Genomic DNA, 15644 nt, shown 5'->3' on the forward strand with positions numbered 1-15644 from the left:
TTCCCACCACTCTTCCGATTTCCGGAAAAAATTCCGAAATCTTTTTTAATATATTTGGTATTTTGGTCTTGTATCCGGCCTCTGCCCTGTCTCTCAGGATCAACTGCCTCTGCCCTGAAGATTCGGGGATTTTGCGTTGAATTTTTATGGCCGAATCTTATCAGCTGTCCATTTGAAAGAAGCCAAAGTATATAGATGTATGAGCAATATATATAGGTATTTGGGCAAACTATATATTCATCCGTATTATTAGAGGTAATAAGAGAAAAAATCATAGACAAAACGAAAAAAGAAGAAATATTGAAAAAAATGAAGAAATTAAATTGGAGGGTATCAATGCTACAAAACGGAAGGATAAAAGGCTTAATTTTTGACTGTTATAAAACCCTCATCAACATTAAAACCGATGAGAGAAGCAGGGAAACTAACCAGCGTGTCAGCCACTGGATGCTCTACCAGGGAGTAAGGATAGAACCCGAAAGGCTAAGAGAAGTATATAAGTGGAAGGTCATAGACCGGCTAAATAACTCCGGACAACAGCACCCCGACATCCGTATCGAAGAGATATTTGCAGAGATCTGTGCCGAAAACGCTTACCGTGAAATTGACCCCTGCTGGCTGGGTATCGAAACTGCGAAAATATTCAGGACCGCATCCATCAAAAAGCTGGAAGCTTACCCCCAGAGCCGGGCACTTCTTGAAAAATACAGGCATGTTCCCAAATGCATCGTTTCCAATGCCCAGAGGGTCTTTACTGAACAGGAATTACGTTTCTTAGGCTTATATGATTATTTTGACCATGTAATCCTCTCTTCAGACCACAAAATAAAGAAACCTGATACCCGGCTCTTTCAAATGGCTCTCGACCAGCTGGGCCTCGAACCCCACGAAGTTCTCTCCGTCGGAGACACCCCTGAAAACGACATATATCCGCCCCAGAGCCTGGGGATGAATGCGATGCACATCCATGATGCCTGGCGCTATGCTTAAAGAAAGAATAAAGAGAAAATATAGAAGGAATAAAGAAAAAAATTTAATTTAACATATTCTTACATTTCCCCATTATTCCTGAATCATCCTTCCGGGAAAAGCAAGGCACTTAAAAGTCAAAAAAGCACTTAAAGGTTTTTTATAAAGAAACCCTTTTTTTCAAACTCTCCTCTTTCGACCTATTTCCTGCTTTTTAACCCGTTTTCTTTATAAAGAGTGGAAGGTTACAGCGATTCCGGCTTTTAGATTGGAGCTCTCGTATCTGCCCCAAACCAGATATATTTAAATAATCGCAAGCACTCTAAAAGCCAAGAAATTCTTACACTATTCCCCAATCATCGGAGTGTTTTTACATGACGGAATCGGAAATTCCAAAAGAATATAACCCTCATGAAGTTGAACCGAAATGGATGGAGCAGTGGAACCTCTCCATGTACCACTTCAACTGGGGAGAAGACTCCCGCCCCCAGTATATCATTGATACCCCCCCACCATATCCCACAGGCAACTTCCACATCGGAAACGCCCTTAACTGGTGCTATATCGACTTTGTCGCCCGCTATAAGAGGATGCGCGGGTATAACGTTATGTTTCCCCAGGGCTGGGACTGCCACGGGCTGCCTACCGAAGTAAAGGTTGAAGAAATCCACGGAATTACGAAAAACCAGGTCCCAAGAGCGGAATTCCGTAAGATGTGCCGGGAACTTACTGCCGGAAACATCGATAAGATGCGCCAGACCATGCTGCGCCTGGGCTTCTCCGTGGACTGGAGCAACGAATTCGTCACCATGGAACCCGAGTACTTCGTAAAGACCCAGAAGTCCTTTGTCAAAATGTACAACGGCGGGCATATCTACCATGAAGAACACCCGGTCAACTGGTGCCCGCGCTGTGAAACTGCCATCGCTTTTGCGGAAGTCGAGTACGAAGCAGGGCAGACAAAGCTGAACTTCGTCCACTTCGATAAGGTCGACATCGCCACCACCAGGCCCGAACTCATGGCTGCCTGTGTGGCTGTGGCCGTTCACCCAGAAGACGAGCGTTATAAAGAGTTCGTGGGAAAAACGATCAAAGTTCCCCTCTTCGGGCAGGAAGTTCCCCTAATCACAGACGACGCAGTCGAATCCGGGTTCGGGACAGGCGCAGTTATGATCTGTACCTTCGGGGACAAGCAGGACGTACGCTGGTGGACCAAGCATCACCTCCCCCTTATCAAAGCCATCGACAAAGAAGGAAAGATGACAAAAGCAGCAGGCAAGTACGAAGGCCTGGGTCTTAAGGAGTGCAGGCAGGTTGTCATCGAGGACCTTAAGTCCGAAGGCTTCATCTACGACCAGAAACCCCTGGACCAGAATGTAGGACTCTGCTGGCGCTGCAGCACACCCATTGAAATCCTTTCCGAGCCCCAGTGGTTTGTCAAGATCAACCAGAAAGGCATCCTGGAAAAAGCCGACGAGATAGAGTGGGTCCCCGAGTACATGAAGGTCAGGCTTGAGAACTGGACAGGGACCATGGAATGGGACTGGTGCATTTCCAGGCAGAGGATCTTTGCAACCCCTATTCCCATCTGGTACTGCAAACATTGCGGGGAAGTAATGATCGCCGAGGAAAGCTGGCTCCCGATCGACCCCAATGAAAACGTACCAAAGAGAGCCTGTACCTGCGGCTCCACGGAGTTTGAGCCTGAAACCGATGTGCTGGACACCTGGATGGACTCGTCTATCACCGCACTGCACGTATCGGGCTGGGAAAGCGACCGGGAACTGCGGCTTCCGACCCAGATCCGCCCCCAGGGGCATGACATCATCCGGACCTGGGCTTTTTACACGATCCTCAGGAGTCTGGCCCTGGAAGGCAAAAGGCCCTGGGACTCCATCGTGGTCAACGGGATGGTGCTCGGCCCGGATGGGCACAAGATGAGCAAGTCGCTTGGAAACGTTATCTCTCCCGAAGAAGTTCTCAAGGACTACAGTGCTGATGCCTTCAGGCAGTGGGGTGCCGTTGGCGGCTCCACCGGTTCGGACGTTATGTTCAGGTGGAAGGATGTGGTCTCAGCTTCCAGGTTCCTCCAGAAGATGTGGAGCATCTACCGCTTCTCCATGTCCCACCTGAAAGAATTCGGGTCTGAAGACGCTGAGAACTTCCAGACAGAAAACCTGCTAGCAATCGACAGGTGGCTCTTGAGCAAACTGAACAGGCTCGTACAGAGCTCCACAGAAGAAATGGACGGCTACCAGTTCGATTCCACCTTCAAGGCCATCAGGGGTTTTGCCTGGGAAGTCCTTGCTGACAACTACCTGGAACTTGTGAAAGGCAGGCTCTACGGCGACGAGCCCGAAGGCAAGAAAGCCGCACAGTACGTGCTCTACAGGACAACGGACACCCTCTCCCGCCTGCTCGCACCCTTCGTCCCCTTCTTCGCAGAAGAGCTCTACTCCAGACTCGGCAGGGAAAGCGTCCACACACAGCCCTGGCCTGAAGCGGACGAAAGCCTGATCAGCAAGGAATTCGAAGCTGCAGGAGAACTTATCAAAGACATCACGAGTGAAGTCCGCAGGTACAAGTCGGACCGGAAAATTGCCCTGAACGCCCCCCTGAAGAAGATTGAGCTCTATAACGCAAACATCGACACAGGAGACATTACAGGCGCCACGAACACGGAAGTAGAACTGATCGAAGGCGCTCCTTCTTTCGAACACGTGCCCGTAGAAGTCAAACCGGACATGGGTATCCTGGGCCCCAGGTTCAGGAAAGAAGCAGGAGCAATCGTAAAAGCCCTCAAAGCAGCAGACCCTGCAGTTATTGAGGAACAGGCAGCCTCCGGAAAAATCGTTGTGGACGTAAACGGAGAAACAATCGAACTCGAGCCCGAAGCCGTTGAGATAAGGAAAGAAGTTATTTCCGCCGGCAGGGAAGTCGACGTCCTTGACGTCAACGGGGTTGTTGTTGTAATCGTCAGGTAAGCTCCGGCTTACCTCCCCTTTAATTTTTAAAAAATGAATTTTTTGTGATATAATTTTGCAGCTTTTACCGGAACTCTCCGGGATCATCATCATTTGCTTTTCTTCATTTGCTCTTTTTCAGATCGTTTTTGTTCAGGCTGTTTTTCATTTGCTTTTTATCAGAGAGGTTTTGTTCAGGTTGTTTTTGATTAAGTTCAATTATTTCAATTGCCTCTTTTCTTTAATTTCAATTTTTATAACACCCATTATTTCATTGAACTAATTATAAGTTAAGTAAATTAATAGTAGTTTATCAATATCATAGTAGTTTATTTAGATAACTCATTTTATATATACCTAAAAAAATTATGAATCTGCCCTGCTTATCAAGAACCCGATAAAGAAATATTCATACAATATCAAAAGGGTGAAGCCCAATATCGCACCCATTGAAAAAAGAGATTAACGAAGAACGATCGTGAATAATATACTAAAAAAGATTAGACATTTAGGGGAGAATGCATAGTATATAAAGTTTGTGATAATAAAGATAGATATATAAAATGACTCATGAAAATATAAAGTTTATAGCATTGATAAATAAGATTACAAAGATTTGCATGACACTGTTTTTAGAGTAAAAAGTAAAAGATATAATAAAAAATTTCTTATTATTCTTGAAATTATTTTTAAGAAAAGGTAAAAAGGATTATTATAATAATGTTATTTTAGTAAACATTTATATATTGAAAAAAATATAGAGGTTGGTGCACAAACCTAATAATTTTTTAATATATACATGCGGGAAGACATATATAAAAAAACTAATAACCCGCACATGCATGAAAAAAATAAAAAACTATATAGAGAAAAAAGGTGTATGCTAATGAAGTTTAACAAATTATTCGGCAGATTTGGAAAGGATGAAAAAGCCTTCACAGGGCTTGAATCCGCAATCGTTCTGACCGCTTTCATCGTCGTGGCAGCAGTCTTCTCCTACGTAGTGCTCGGTGCAGGTTTCTCCACCTCCGACACAGCAAAAGCAACCGTTGATGAAGGTATCAAGCAGGCAACCTCCTCCATCGAACTCGCTGGAGACGTAATCGGTGTAGAAGGAAGCACCGACAACACCCTCGACAACCTTCTCGTAACCATCCAGCTCACCGCCGGGCAGGCCCCCGTTGACATTGGAGAGAACAGCACAGATGACATGCTTGTTGTCTCTTACTGGGACGCCGGGCTCTATGAATCCAATGTAACCTGGAGCAAGACTTTCATTGGAGACAATGATGGAGACAAGGTTCTCGAACAGCACGAAAAGGTTGAACTCAACATTACTGTCCCGGACAGTGCCAAGTTACAGACAGCAGATGATGCTGTGAACAGAGAGTTCAAGCTTGAGGTAAAGCCCAAGATCGGTGCAACCCTCCCGGTAACAAGGACAACACCTTTCGACCTTGACGCCTTCACAGTAATTATGTAAATGTAAAAGGGGGATTAACCCCCAACCCTTTCTTTTTTATGAGGTACGGCCATGGAAATTGAGGACAGAGTCGCAACCCTGGAAACCGAATTCAAAATCATCAAAGGGGAAATCAAAGCCTTGCTCCTGGATGTCCGGGAGACGGTCAATGACATGGAAAACCCCTTCCGAAGCCCGGGACAGGCAATAGGAAATATGGCCGGGATGAGAGAAAAATTACCGGAAACAAACAGGTTTCCTGCAATTGAAAATCCCCAAATAAAAGAGATTCCGGCTGCAGAAGATATTGAAGATATGATTAACGAGGAAAACGAAGAAGTCTCCGAAGCAAAAGCGTTACCTATCGAGGAAAAATTTAGTGCAGTTGAAGTGAAGAAGTTCAGACTTGAAAATCCTGAAGATGAAAAAACTGAAAGCCAGCTTGAAATTCAGGAAATGCCTCAGGAGCCAGCACCGAAAGTTCCGAAAATCGCAGAGGGGCCTGAGATTCAGGAAGAACAGGCAAAACAGGCAGAACCCGAAGGAACACACCAGGAGGTTCCGAAGATTACAATAGAAAACGGAATCAACACCTATACCCTTGTAGGGCTGATGAGGTGGACCGATTACACACTCAGTACTGTAGGCAGGAAGAAGCTTGAGGAGGTCCTGGAACTCTATGCCCTTACCGGACAACTTTCAGAGAATGCAAAAAATGTCATAATGAACATTGCAAAACTCTCCACAGCCGATGTGCTTGAAGATAGCCAGGCAACAATGAAAGACAACATTACCGTAATATCCCAGTTAAACGAAATCCTGAACCCAGGGGAATCCGGTCAGAATACGCAAAGCTTCTACGATAAAAGTTCCCGGAACGGAGAAGGAAGCAAGCAAAATGGACTGTCATTAAACTGATATGATACGCCATGAGTGGAGAAACGATAAGTACTGCGATTATCACGATAGCATCCGTCATCTGTGCTGCTGGATTCGTAGCTGCAGTAACCCCGTCAATTCTCAGCGCGGGAGATCCGGTAGTAAGCTCCACAAATATCCTCAAGGATCAAATTGACACGAACATAAAGATCATTCATGCAGCCAGCAACCCGGAAGGCACGGAAGTATACATCTGGATAAAGAATGTAGGGAATAATCATATCTCTCCAAACCTCGTCGACAATTCGGACCTCTTTTTCGGGGAAAGCGGGAATTTTATGAGGATCCCTTATGACGAAACTGGAACTGGAGTTCCGGGCTGGAGATATTCAATCGAAAACGGCGGTACAGGGGAGTGGCAGAAGAGTGACACGATCAAGATCACGGTCAGGACTTCGGTAAGCTCGGGAAACGAATATTTTATCAAATTTATTACTTACAACGGCGTCTCGGATGAAGACTATTTTGCGGTGTCCTGAGTGGGTTTCGGAACAATAATTTCGTCGGCAATAGCTATAGCACTTATTCTGTCCGCATCCTATGTCTGTGTGCAGGGAGGGATTTACATGGTCGACACACTTTCAGGGTCAATCAAAGAGATGCAGGACAGTAACAACGAAATCCTCAGGACAGATATTGAAATAGAAAATATCAGCACAAACGGGGTTTTCATCAACGCAGTGGTAAGGAATACCGGCAAGGTGAAAATACGGGAATTCGAGAGCATGGACGTTATCGTCCACTACAACGCCTCAGGGACCATGAAAACCATCTGGGTCCCCTATCTTAAAGGCACGGAGCCGGCAGAAAACAGCTGGGTTGTGAGGGATATCACCCGGGACGCAATAAATCCCGGAATCTTTGACCCTGACGAAGAGATGGAAATAAGAATCAGGGTGAATACCGGGGAAGCTGTTCTCACAGACAGCCTGAATAACTGGATACAAATAACAACCCCGAACGGGATTCATTCATCAAAGTATTTTAGAGGTTGAGCACGGATTCAAACAAAAGTTCAAACAAAAGTTCAAACAAAAATTCAAACAAAAGTTCGGATAAAAGTTCGGATAAAAGCTCGGATAAAAGCTCGGATAAAACTCTTCGGGACTATGGAGAGAAGAAAGAAACCAGCCGAGGGGGAAGAGAGTAAAAATCTTCATACAATCCGGAAATTTTTCTTCCATGATAAATTAATAAATTAAAAATATATATAAAACCCCTGCACGGGGACGATCCCGGGCAGCAAGGAAAAACAAGAGAAAAAAGGAAATCCGGACAAATCCGGTGGTAGACATGGATGCGGGTAAAACGTACGGAAAAGACGACACCCTGGCGGACATCATATCTTCCGGGAATTCTGAAATTGACAGCAAAATGGGAGGGGGAATCCCCGTATCGTCCCTGGGCTTAATAGAAGGGGCAAATGACAGCGGAAAATCAGTCCTTATGCAGCAGCTAATGAAGGGTGGACTTGACGGCCAGAAAAAAGTGCTCATGTTTACTACCGAAAACACCAACCGAAGCCTTCTAAAACAGATGGAAAGCCTGGCCCTGGATATTACGGATTATTACATTGTCGGAAGGGCAAAAATCTACCCTATTCAGGAGAACCTTGCAAAGGGAAACAGGGAAACCGCTGAAAACCTCCTGCAGGTTATGCTGAAAACAATTGAAAGCTCCAGAGAAGACCTCATAATTATCGATTCATTAACCGTTTTCGTGGTCGACCTCCCAGAAAATGAAATACTTGATTTTTTTACGAGATGTAAGAAACTCTGTGACCGGGGAAAAACCATCCTTATCACAGCTCACGGATATGCCTTTTCGGAGATGCTTCTCGTAAGGCTCCGTTCAATCTGCGATGTTCACCTCCACCTTAAAATAGAACAGATGGGAGAACAGCTTGTAAAAAGCATGGAAATCTCAAAGGTCCGGGGAGCCCAGAAAGCAACCGGAAACATCTTCAGTTTTGATATCAGACCCAATTTCGGATTCAAGATAATTCCAATTTCAAAAGCAAGGGCATAAGGTGGAAAAATGGAGGAAGCTCTCTTCGAATCCGCGAATACACTCATAGAAGATGCGTCACAATGCGGTTTCTTCAGACTCCCGGACAACCTTTAGGAGTTTGTTCAGGAGGAAGAAAACCAGCATGTTCTGGGCTATATCCAGACCCTTCCTCTTGACAAAATCGGAGTCCCTACCTTTTATATGAAAATTACAAGGGCACTGAAAGGGCTCGAACACCCTAACCTCATATATGCCGTGGATAACGGAGTCCCTATCCATATTTACCCTGACAGGGAGGATATAAGGGACTACTACGTGCCCATTGAGCCAACGCTTGGCCAGGATATAGAACGCCTCCTGATGGACCTGGAAGAGATATTCGTAGACCTTGTGGACGGCACCGAACTTGAAGCCGAAACCCCCGAAGAAAGGGAAACCCATCTGCTCGAACTTATTGAAAGGACCTGTGTGATAAGAGAGGATGGGGCCGAACAGAAAGGGACATGGTTTGATTTTTTAAACAAGGTCCTCAAATACCTGAACCAGCTCTTCAAGCTCAAAAACATCGAAAAAATATACGTAACCCCCAGGGAATACCAGGCAATAAAGTATATCATCCTCCGGGACAAGGTCGGGCTGGGAGTACTCGAACCACTCCTCAAGGACCCCTATATAGAAGATATCAGCTGCAGCGGGCTCGGGCACATCTTTGTCGAACATAAGATATTTTCCGGCCTGAAAACAATGATCACGTTCAAGGATATGGGAGACCTCAATTCCTTCGTCGTTAAAGTTTCGGAAAAAATAGGAAAACCCATTACCTACCGGGACCCGATTGTCGATGCCACCCTCCCGGACGGGTCAAGGATCAATATAGTTTTCGGGGAAGACGTCTCGAAAAGGGGTAGCAACTTTACGATCCGGAAGTTTGCAGGCACTCCGCTGTCCATCCTCGACCTGATAGAATTCGGGTCCCTTGACTACACCATAGCCGCATATCTCTGGATCCTGCTCAAACAGGGGATGAGCTGTTTCATTGCGGGGGAAACAGCATCAGGGAAAACCACTCTTCTAAATGCCCTTACAACCTTCCTCCCCCCCGACGGGAAAGTCGTGTCCATTGAAGACACCCCCGAACTGCAGGTCCCTCTCAAGAACTGGACGAGGGAGGTGACAAGGGCTTCCAGGGAAGAAAGCAACTCTGAAGTCTCGATGTTTGACCTCCTAAGGGCAGCCCTGCGTCAGCGCCCGAACGAGATCATGATCGGAGAAATCAGAGGTGTTGAAGGGAACATCGCTTTCCAGGCCATGCAGACAGGGCACCCGGTCATGTCTACCTTCCACGCATCGTCCGTTGAAAAGCTGATCCAGAGGATCACAGGAGACCCTATCAATGTCCCCAAGACCTACATGGACAACCTGAACCTGGTGATCTGCCAGAACGCCATCCACCTCCCTGGAAAAGGGATGATAAGGAGAGTGACCAGCGTAAACGAAATAGTCGGGTATGACCCTGTAAGCGACACATTCTCCTTTATTGAAGTGTTCCGCTGGGACTCTTCCACTGACAGTTTCGAATTTGTAGCAGACATGAACTCGTACCTCCTCGAAAACAGGATAGCCCCTAAACTCGGGATCCCCGAGAACCAGACCAAAAAAATATACAAGGACATCGAGCGCAGAGAGCGGATCCTGAGGAAGCTGCACGAGGCGAAAGTGACCGGATTTTATGACCTTTTTGCAATGATGATCAAGATAGAGGAGGAGGGCCTGATCTAATGAAAGAAGATCAAAAGACCAGTGATGATATTTTCTTCCTCCTCACCTATATGACAGCGATTTCCACAGCAGACATCCAGAGGGACAAAATCTTCAAATATGCCTCCGAAAGGGAAGAATATTCAATCGCCATCTATTTCAAAAAAATGCATATCCTTGCCGTGAAAATGGGGTATGAATACTCAAAAGCCTGCAAGCTGATCTCGAAAAAAATATCCAATAGTAACCTGAGCGATTTATTTGGTAGGATGGCAACTGCTCTTGCTTCCGGAGAATCCGAGAAAGATTTTCTGATGAATGAAAGGGAAACGATGGGAGAGATATACTCCAACCAGTATGAAAACGACGTCGAATCCCTGAAAAAATGGACCGACGGGTACACCGCCCTCCTTGTTTCGGTTTCCCTTATCGTGACGATGCTACTAATCTCGACAATGATCTATGATATGGGAGACGTAGAGGTTATGGCAGCCCTGGTCCTCTTCATTATGGTTTTCATCTGCGGCATGGGTATACTTATCCTATATGATTCGGCCCCCTCCGAGATCAAACTCCACTCCCTGGAGCAAAAATCCAGGGAACAGCACATAGTAGCAGCTTTAAGCCTTATATTGCTCCCTCTGGGAGCCCTTGCAGTGGGAGTCCTTGTTTATGAAAATGTCCGGATCCCCTATATTTTCCTGACTGCAGCAGCATTCATGGCTCCCATAGGGATCGTGGGCATGATCGATGACCTGAAGATAGAACAGAGGGACAAAAGCTTTCCCGCATTTGCAAAGAGCCTTGGTTCCCTTTCAGGGACCATGGGTGTCACTACCTCAACAGCAATGAAAAAACTTGACCGGGAAAGCGTCGGACACCTGGAACCTCTCATAGACAGGCTCTATACCAGGCTTACCCTTGACCTGGACCCGGACCTGTGCTGGGAAAAGTTCATAGGGGAAAGCGGCTCCGAACTGATCAACAGGTGCACAAAAATTTACAATCATGCGGTCAACCTGGGAGGAGACCCTCTGGAAATAGGGAAAATTGTCTCTTCTTCGAGCCTTGCAATCGTCCTGCTCCGGATGAAACGAAAAATGGTCAGCAAGGGATTCATAGGCCTGAACGTGGTAATGCATGCCGTGATGACCGGTCTGCTCATATTCATTATTGAAATGATGAAAAAATTCAGTGAAGTCCTGACGCAGATGTACGATTCGCACTTTTCAGAGTTCCAGGGAGCAAGCAGTACGGCGGGACTTGGCATGAGCATGTTCAGTGTAGGGAGTAATATAGATTTTTTGTATAAATTCACCATAGGGGCAATTATAATCCTTACAATCGCGGATTCCCTGGTCGTAAAAGTAGTGGATGGAGGAGGAAACTACAAGATATATTTTTACGGAGCGGTCATGTGCCTTATTTCAGCCCTGATGATACTGGTCGTACCACTTTTTGTGGGAAAGATATTCTCCTTTGATTTTTAAGAAATTTTGAAGAAAGAACCAGTGAAACGGTGTCTGCACTGGAAACCCCGGAGGCAGAATTACGGATCAGGAAAAGAGAGCTAAGGATTTGCCAGCCACTGGAATAATGAGGTAAAAGTATGATAAAATTAATCGAAAAGCTAATGGAATCAATAAAAAGCTTTATCCGGAAGTTTACAAAGAAAAAAACCGTAAATCAGATAAAAAGCAGTGGGCCGGTCTTTGTGAACAGGGGAGATGAAACCGAACCCAAAAACCCCCGAGGAAGCGCACCCCTCAAAGCCCCTGAAAACGCAGAACCTGTGACCGAGGAAGCCTATACATTCGGAAATGACATACTTGAGGAACTCAAGAATGACAGGACCTTACAGCTGGAAGAAGAGTACGGCATACTCAAAGTCCTTGAGGACGACGTAAGTGTCAGCGATCTGGCAACCGAGCTGAATGAAACCCTTGCCCTGCTTAACAATAAAAAGGCTCAGCAGCAAAGGATTATAGTCCAGTACAGGTACAGCATCTACCTGACCAATTCCCGTTAATGGTCAATCTCGAACCGGAATTAGAGGTAATTCCTTAAGATATCCGGGGATTATCGGCTCAAAGATTTGAATGGGTGGTTAGGAAACATAACCATTGGGTAAGGGATAATTGGCTCAAAAACTCAAAGTTACAGTGTTCAGGAACTTCAACAGCTCCAAAATAGGGCCCCAGTGGCTTTAAAAGCTCAAAGGTACGGGGTTCAGAGACTAAGCAACTCGAAAGTACAGGTACCCGGTAATTTCAAGAAATAAAGGAGCCGGCATCAGGGTTTGCAACAGCCGGAGTTTAATAGGAGGTTTGGGGTTCCGACGGTTCAAAAGGTTTAAAGCAGAAAAGGTATTCATTATCTAAGGGTTTGAAGTGGTCTGGAGTTAATTAGCTGGAACATTCAAAGTTGTTTCAATTTAACTGAAGGGGAACCAGAGCAGTTGGCACATTCAAAATTATTTCAATTTAACTGAAGGGGACCAGAGCAGCTGGCACATTAAAAATTATTTCAATTTAACTGACGGAGACCAGAGCATCCGGAAATATTTTGAGGCTGCGGATCATGTAAACAGTCCTTATTTATTAGTAATGCGCTAGAATTATTTAATAAAAGTCGGAAGAAATCCATATTTATATAATTCCAATGTGAAACTTTATATACATCAAAGTAATCTGTTTCAGAAAAGTATTATTCAGGCCATGGGGTTTTTATGACAAAGGTCAAAAAGGTATTACTGCTGCTCAAAAATATGGTGTATGAAAGCACCAGCCCGCAGGAAACCCTCAAATTTGCTAAGTACTATCGGAGTAAGGGGCTTGATGTACTGGTAATTCTCTGGGGGCCCATGGGAGTGTTACTTGGAAAGAAAGACAAGACCAGGGGGTCGCCCAAATATGACGCCATGATGCAGGAGTGCATCGAGATGGGAGTGGAGTTCCGTTGCTGCCAGCTCGCGTCGGATATGATAGGGCTTAAAAAAGAAGAATTAATTCCAGGAATCGAGTTTATCTGTTCCAGAGATGTTGCTGAAGTGTTTCTCCAGTATCAGGAAGAAAACCAGCTGATCATCAGTTTCTGATCTTACTGATCGATTTTTGACCCCGTTACCTGTCCCTCAACTTCAACTTTTTTACAATAATCCCCGGTTCACGGAAGCTCACGGAAATTCTTTTCTAAATTTTTGTAAATTACATATGAACTGACACTATCAAAGTTCAACTTCTTCCCTGATCCTGGCCCTAAACTATCAGAAATCATGTCTAAATGGTTTCTGACCGGATACAGCCCGGCTTTACGTCGAATGCAGACCATGCAAACTTGCAAAGTTTTTTATGTGACTCTTGCAATTCACTTGTCCTGAGCAAAATAAAAACTTAAAAAACCACTTAAAGGAATGAATTAAACCACTTTAAGGAATGAATTATATGTTAATAGGAGTATATTTAGTATAAAAATGCCGAATTTAAATTAATATGACGAATTATAGCATTGGAAGCTAATTAAGCCTGATTGGTTTAGCATTAAAAGGTAACTGAGCCTATTGAAACAATAAGCCTATTGAAACAAGATAAGGACCCAGATTTCGGTGATTCCATGCCTCTAGAAAGCTATGAACTTGATGAAAATGAAAAACTTCTTTTACAGAAAATCCTGGACGGAGATATCGCCCTTCGCAAAATTGAAGAAGTTGCGGACCCTGAAACTGCCGTGAAGCTCAGGAGGCTTGCGATTCAGGAGTTTGCAAAACTTGAGTTCGAACATATCCAGAACTTTTCCTTCGATGTGGAGACTACAACAAAGAAGAATATCGAAAACATGATCGGGGCAATCCAGCTCCCCCTGGGGGTTGCGGGGCGTCTGAAAGTAAACGGGGAATACGCAGACTCCGAGTACTATGTACCCCTTGCCACGACCGAAGGAGCCCTGGTGGCAAGCGTAAACCGCGGCTGTTCAGCCATTACGAAATGCGGGGGAGCAAATGTCAGGATCTTCGAGGACGAAATGACACGGGCTCCTGTTTTCAAACTCGAAAGCCTTGACCGGGCTAAAAAGTTTTATGAATGGGTAAAAAGTCCCGCAATTTTCGAACAGATGAAAGAGGTCGCCGAAAAGACCACACGCTTCGGAAAACTCCTCAGTGTAAAACCTTTCGTTGCCGGGACCTATGTGTACCTTAGGTTCTCCTATGACACAAAGGACGCCATGGGCATGAACATGGTGACCATCGCAACTAACGCCGTACTCCACCTGATCGAGGACGAATTCGGAGCAGAACCGATTTCCCTGTCAGGCAACATGTGCACCGATAAAAAGCCGGCGTCGATAAACACCATCCTTGGGAGAGGAAGGACCGTTGTGGCTGAGGTGACCATCCCCGCAGAAATCGTAAAAAATACCTTGAAATGCACTCCTGAGTCCATGGCCGAGGTGAACTACAGCAAAAACCTTCTGGGCTCGGCAAGAGCAGGAGCGATCGGTTTCAATGCCCACGCCGCAAACATTATTGCCGCAATCTACCTTGCCTGCGGACAGGACGCAGCCCACGTTGTCGAAGGCAGCACCGCAATCACGAGCATGGAACTTACAAAATATGAAGAAATCCACTGCACAGTAACCCTTCCTGCCCTTCCCCTGGGAACCGTGGGAGGAGGAACAGGCCTGGGTACCCAGAGGGAATGCCTGAACCTCCTCGGAGCCGCAGGCGCAGGAGACCCCCCGGGAGCAAATGCCAGGAAGCTTGCGGAAATCGTTGCAGCCACCGTGCTCGCAGGAGAGATTTCCCTTATAGGAGCCCAGGCAGCAGGCCACCTCGCCAGGGCACACGCTCAGCTCGGTCGCGGGAAGTTCTGAAAAATTTATTAATTTATTCTTCCCCTTTTTTTATTTCAGGCCCTCGGTCTTTATTCCAGTCCCTTTTTTATTCCAGTCCCTTTTTTATTCCAGTCCCTACGTCCTCTTTTCCGGTCTTTTTTTCGTTCCCCTTCCCCCTCCTTTTTTCCTTCAAGTTTTTTGAGAAAAGTCCGATGTTTTCAGAAAAACCCTTTATTATCAGGCACCCCCATACTCACCAACTTTTTTAGCATTGATGGGGCTTTATTTTTAAAAAAGAACCGGGTCCTTGAATCATAATTTAGAAGTGCCGGGCATTTCAAGGAAACTTACGTTAATACTGCTGTTTTGTCTGCCAGGGGCAGAGTTATTCCTGGTTTATTATACTTCCGGTTATTATTAAAATTTTATACAAAGTAGAAACGCTTATTACAGTACACGCTTCTAAATAGGATATGGAGACATGCATGAGCAACCCTATTGATAATCTGGCCTGTGCAGTTACTCTTATTATATGCTTTGCAATATTGTACACCCTGCTGCATATGGAAATACTGATTCTAGGACTCGTTCTGACAGCCTGTTTCCTTTTCGGGAAAACACTATATTTATTTTAATTATTTTTGGAAAATTCATAATCAGAAGCATTTTTAGGACTTTCGGAATGCCAGAATTGCCAGCATTCCAATGAGTTT

The 15644-nt window shown here is 45.3% G+C and carries 12 protein-coding genes; all 12 read left to right on the forward strand.

The window, feature by feature from the left end; all coding sequences use genetic code 11:
- Positions 1-336 precede the first annotated feature (336 nt).
- A complete protein-coding gene (locus MSMTP_RS12285; protein ID WP_048179843.1) occupies positions 337-990 on the forward strand; it encodes an HAD family hydrolase in 654 nt (217 codons plus the stop codon).
- A gap of 353 nt (positions 991-1343) precedes the next feature.
- Entirely contained in the window at positions 1344-3953 is a 2610-nt protein-coding gene (locus tag MSMTP_RS12290; protein ID WP_048179846.1) for a valine--tRNA ligase, read from the forward strand.
- An 865-nt stretch (positions 3954-4818) separates the two neighbouring features.
- The gene (locus MSMTP_RS12295; RefSeq protein ID WP_048179849.1) at positions 4819-5415 is read left to right on the forward strand and encodes an archaellin/type IV pilin N-terminal domain-containing protein; all 597 of its coding nucleotides are present in this window, start codon (positions 4819-4821) and stop codon (positions 5413-5415) included.
- 51 nt (positions 5416-5466) lie between these two features.
- Complete coding sequence (locus tag MSMTP_RS12300) at positions 5467-6312, forward strand: hypothetical protein (RefSeq protein WP_048179850.1); 846 nt, start codon at positions 5467-5469, stop codon at positions 6310-6312.
- Positions 6313-6323: 11 nt separating this feature from the next.
- Positions 6324-6812: a hypothetical protein gene (locus MSMTP_RS12305; protein ID WP_048179854.1), complete on the forward strand. Its 489-nt coding sequence runs from the start codon at positions 6324-6326 to the stop codon at positions 6810-6812.
- Positions 6813-6899: 87 nt separating this feature from the next.
- Positions 6900-7328 carry a hypothetical protein gene (locus MSMTP_RS12310; protein ID WP_231582770.1) on the forward strand — a complete coding sequence of 143 codons (429 nt, stop codon included), beginning with the start codon at positions 6900-6902 and terminating at the stop codon, positions 7326-7328.
- Positions 7329-7626: 298 nt separating this feature from the next.
- On the forward strand, positions 7627-8361 hold the full coding sequence (locus MSMTP_RS12315) for an ATPase domain-containing protein (RefSeq protein ID WP_048179858.1): 735 nt from the start codon (positions 7627-7629) through the stop codon (positions 8359-8361).
- A 183-nt stretch (positions 8362-8544) separates the two neighbouring features.
- Positions 8545-10122 carry a type II/IV secretion system ATPase subunit gene (locus MSMTP_RS18575; RefSeq protein ID WP_231582771.1) on the forward strand — a complete coding sequence of 526 codons (1578 nt, stop codon included), beginning with the start codon at positions 8545-8547 and terminating at the stop codon, positions 10120-10122.
- A complete protein-coding gene (locus tag MSMTP_RS12325) occupies positions 10122-11591 on the forward strand; it encodes an archaellar assembly protein FlaJ (protein WP_082090615.1) in 1470 nt (489 codons plus the stop codon). Before MSMTP_RS18575 ends, MSMTP_RS12325 begins: the two co-directional genes overlap by 1 nt.
- Before the next feature lie 119 nt (positions 11592-11710).
- A complete protein-coding gene (locus MSMTP_RS12330; protein WP_048179861.1) occupies positions 11711-12130 on the forward strand; it encodes a hypothetical protein in 420 nt (139 codons plus the stop codon).
- A gap of 699 nt (positions 12131-12829) precedes the next feature.
- The gene (locus MSMTP_RS12335) at positions 12830-13198 is read left to right on the forward strand and encodes a DsrE family protein (protein WP_048179863.1); all 369 of its coding nucleotides are present in this window, start codon (positions 12830-12832) and stop codon (positions 13196-13198) included.
- A 515-nt stretch (positions 13199-13713) separates the two neighbouring features.
- Positions 13714-14970 carry a hydroxymethylglutaryl-CoA reductase (NADPH) gene (gene hmgA / locus MSMTP_RS12340; RefSeq protein WP_048179868.1) on the forward strand — a complete coding sequence of 419 codons (1257 nt, stop codon included), beginning with the start codon at positions 13714-13716 and terminating at the stop codon, positions 14968-14970.
- Positions 14971-15644 lie beyond the last annotated feature (674 nt).

It is taken from the genome of Methanosarcina sp. MTP4 (genome assembly GCF_000970045.1).
Lineage (GTDB): Archaea > Halobacteriota > Methanosarcinia > Methanosarcinales > Methanosarcinaceae > MTP4.

Bases quoted from the DNA above. Each gene is read 5' to 3' on its own strand.
- MSMTP_RS12285 (WP_048179843.1), top strand. From the start codon at position 337: ATGCTACAAAACGGAAGGATAAAAGGCTTAATTTTTGACTGTTATAAA.
- MSMTP_RS12290 (WP_048179846.1), top strand. From the start codon at position 1,344: ATGACGGAATCGGAAATTCCAAAAGAATATAACCCTCATGAAGTTGAA.
- MSMTP_RS12295 (WP_048179849.1), top strand. From the start codon at position 4,819: ATGAAGTTTAACAAATTATTCGGCAGATTTGGAAAGGATGAAAAAGCC.
- MSMTP_RS12300 (WP_048179850.1), top strand. From the start codon at position 5,467: ATGGAAATTGAGGACAGAGTCGCAACCCTGGAAACCGAATTCAAAATC.
- MSMTP_RS12305 (WP_048179854.1), top strand. From the start codon at position 6,324: ATGAGTGGAGAAACGATAAGTACTGCGATTATCACGATAGCATCCGTC.
- MSMTP_RS12310 (WP_231582770.1), top strand. From the start codon at position 6,900: ATGGTCGACACACTTTCAGGGTCAATCAAAGAGATGCAGGACAGTAAC.
- MSMTP_RS12315 (WP_048179858.1), top strand. From the start codon at position 7,627: ATGGATGCGGGTAAAACGTACGGAAAAGACGACACCCTGGCGGACATC.
- MSMTP_RS18575 (WP_231582771.1), top strand. From the start codon at position 8,545: ATGAAAATTACAAGGGCACTGAAAGGGCTCGAACACCCTAACCTCATA.
- MSMTP_RS12325 (WP_082090615.1), top strand. From the start codon at position 10,122: ATGAAAGAAGATCAAAAGACCAGTGATGATATTTTCTTCCTCCTCACC.
- MSMTP_RS12330 (WP_048179861.1), top strand. From the start codon at position 11,711: ATGATAAAATTAATCGAAAAGCTAATGGAATCAATAAAAAGCTTTATC.
- MSMTP_RS12335 (WP_048179863.1), top strand. From the start codon at position 12,830: ATGACAAAGGTCAAAAAGGTATTACTGCTGCTCAAAAATATGGTGTAT.
- hmgA (WP_048179868.1), top strand. From the start codon at position 13,714: ATGCCTCTAGAAAGCTATGAACTTGATGAAAATGAAAAACTTCTTTTA.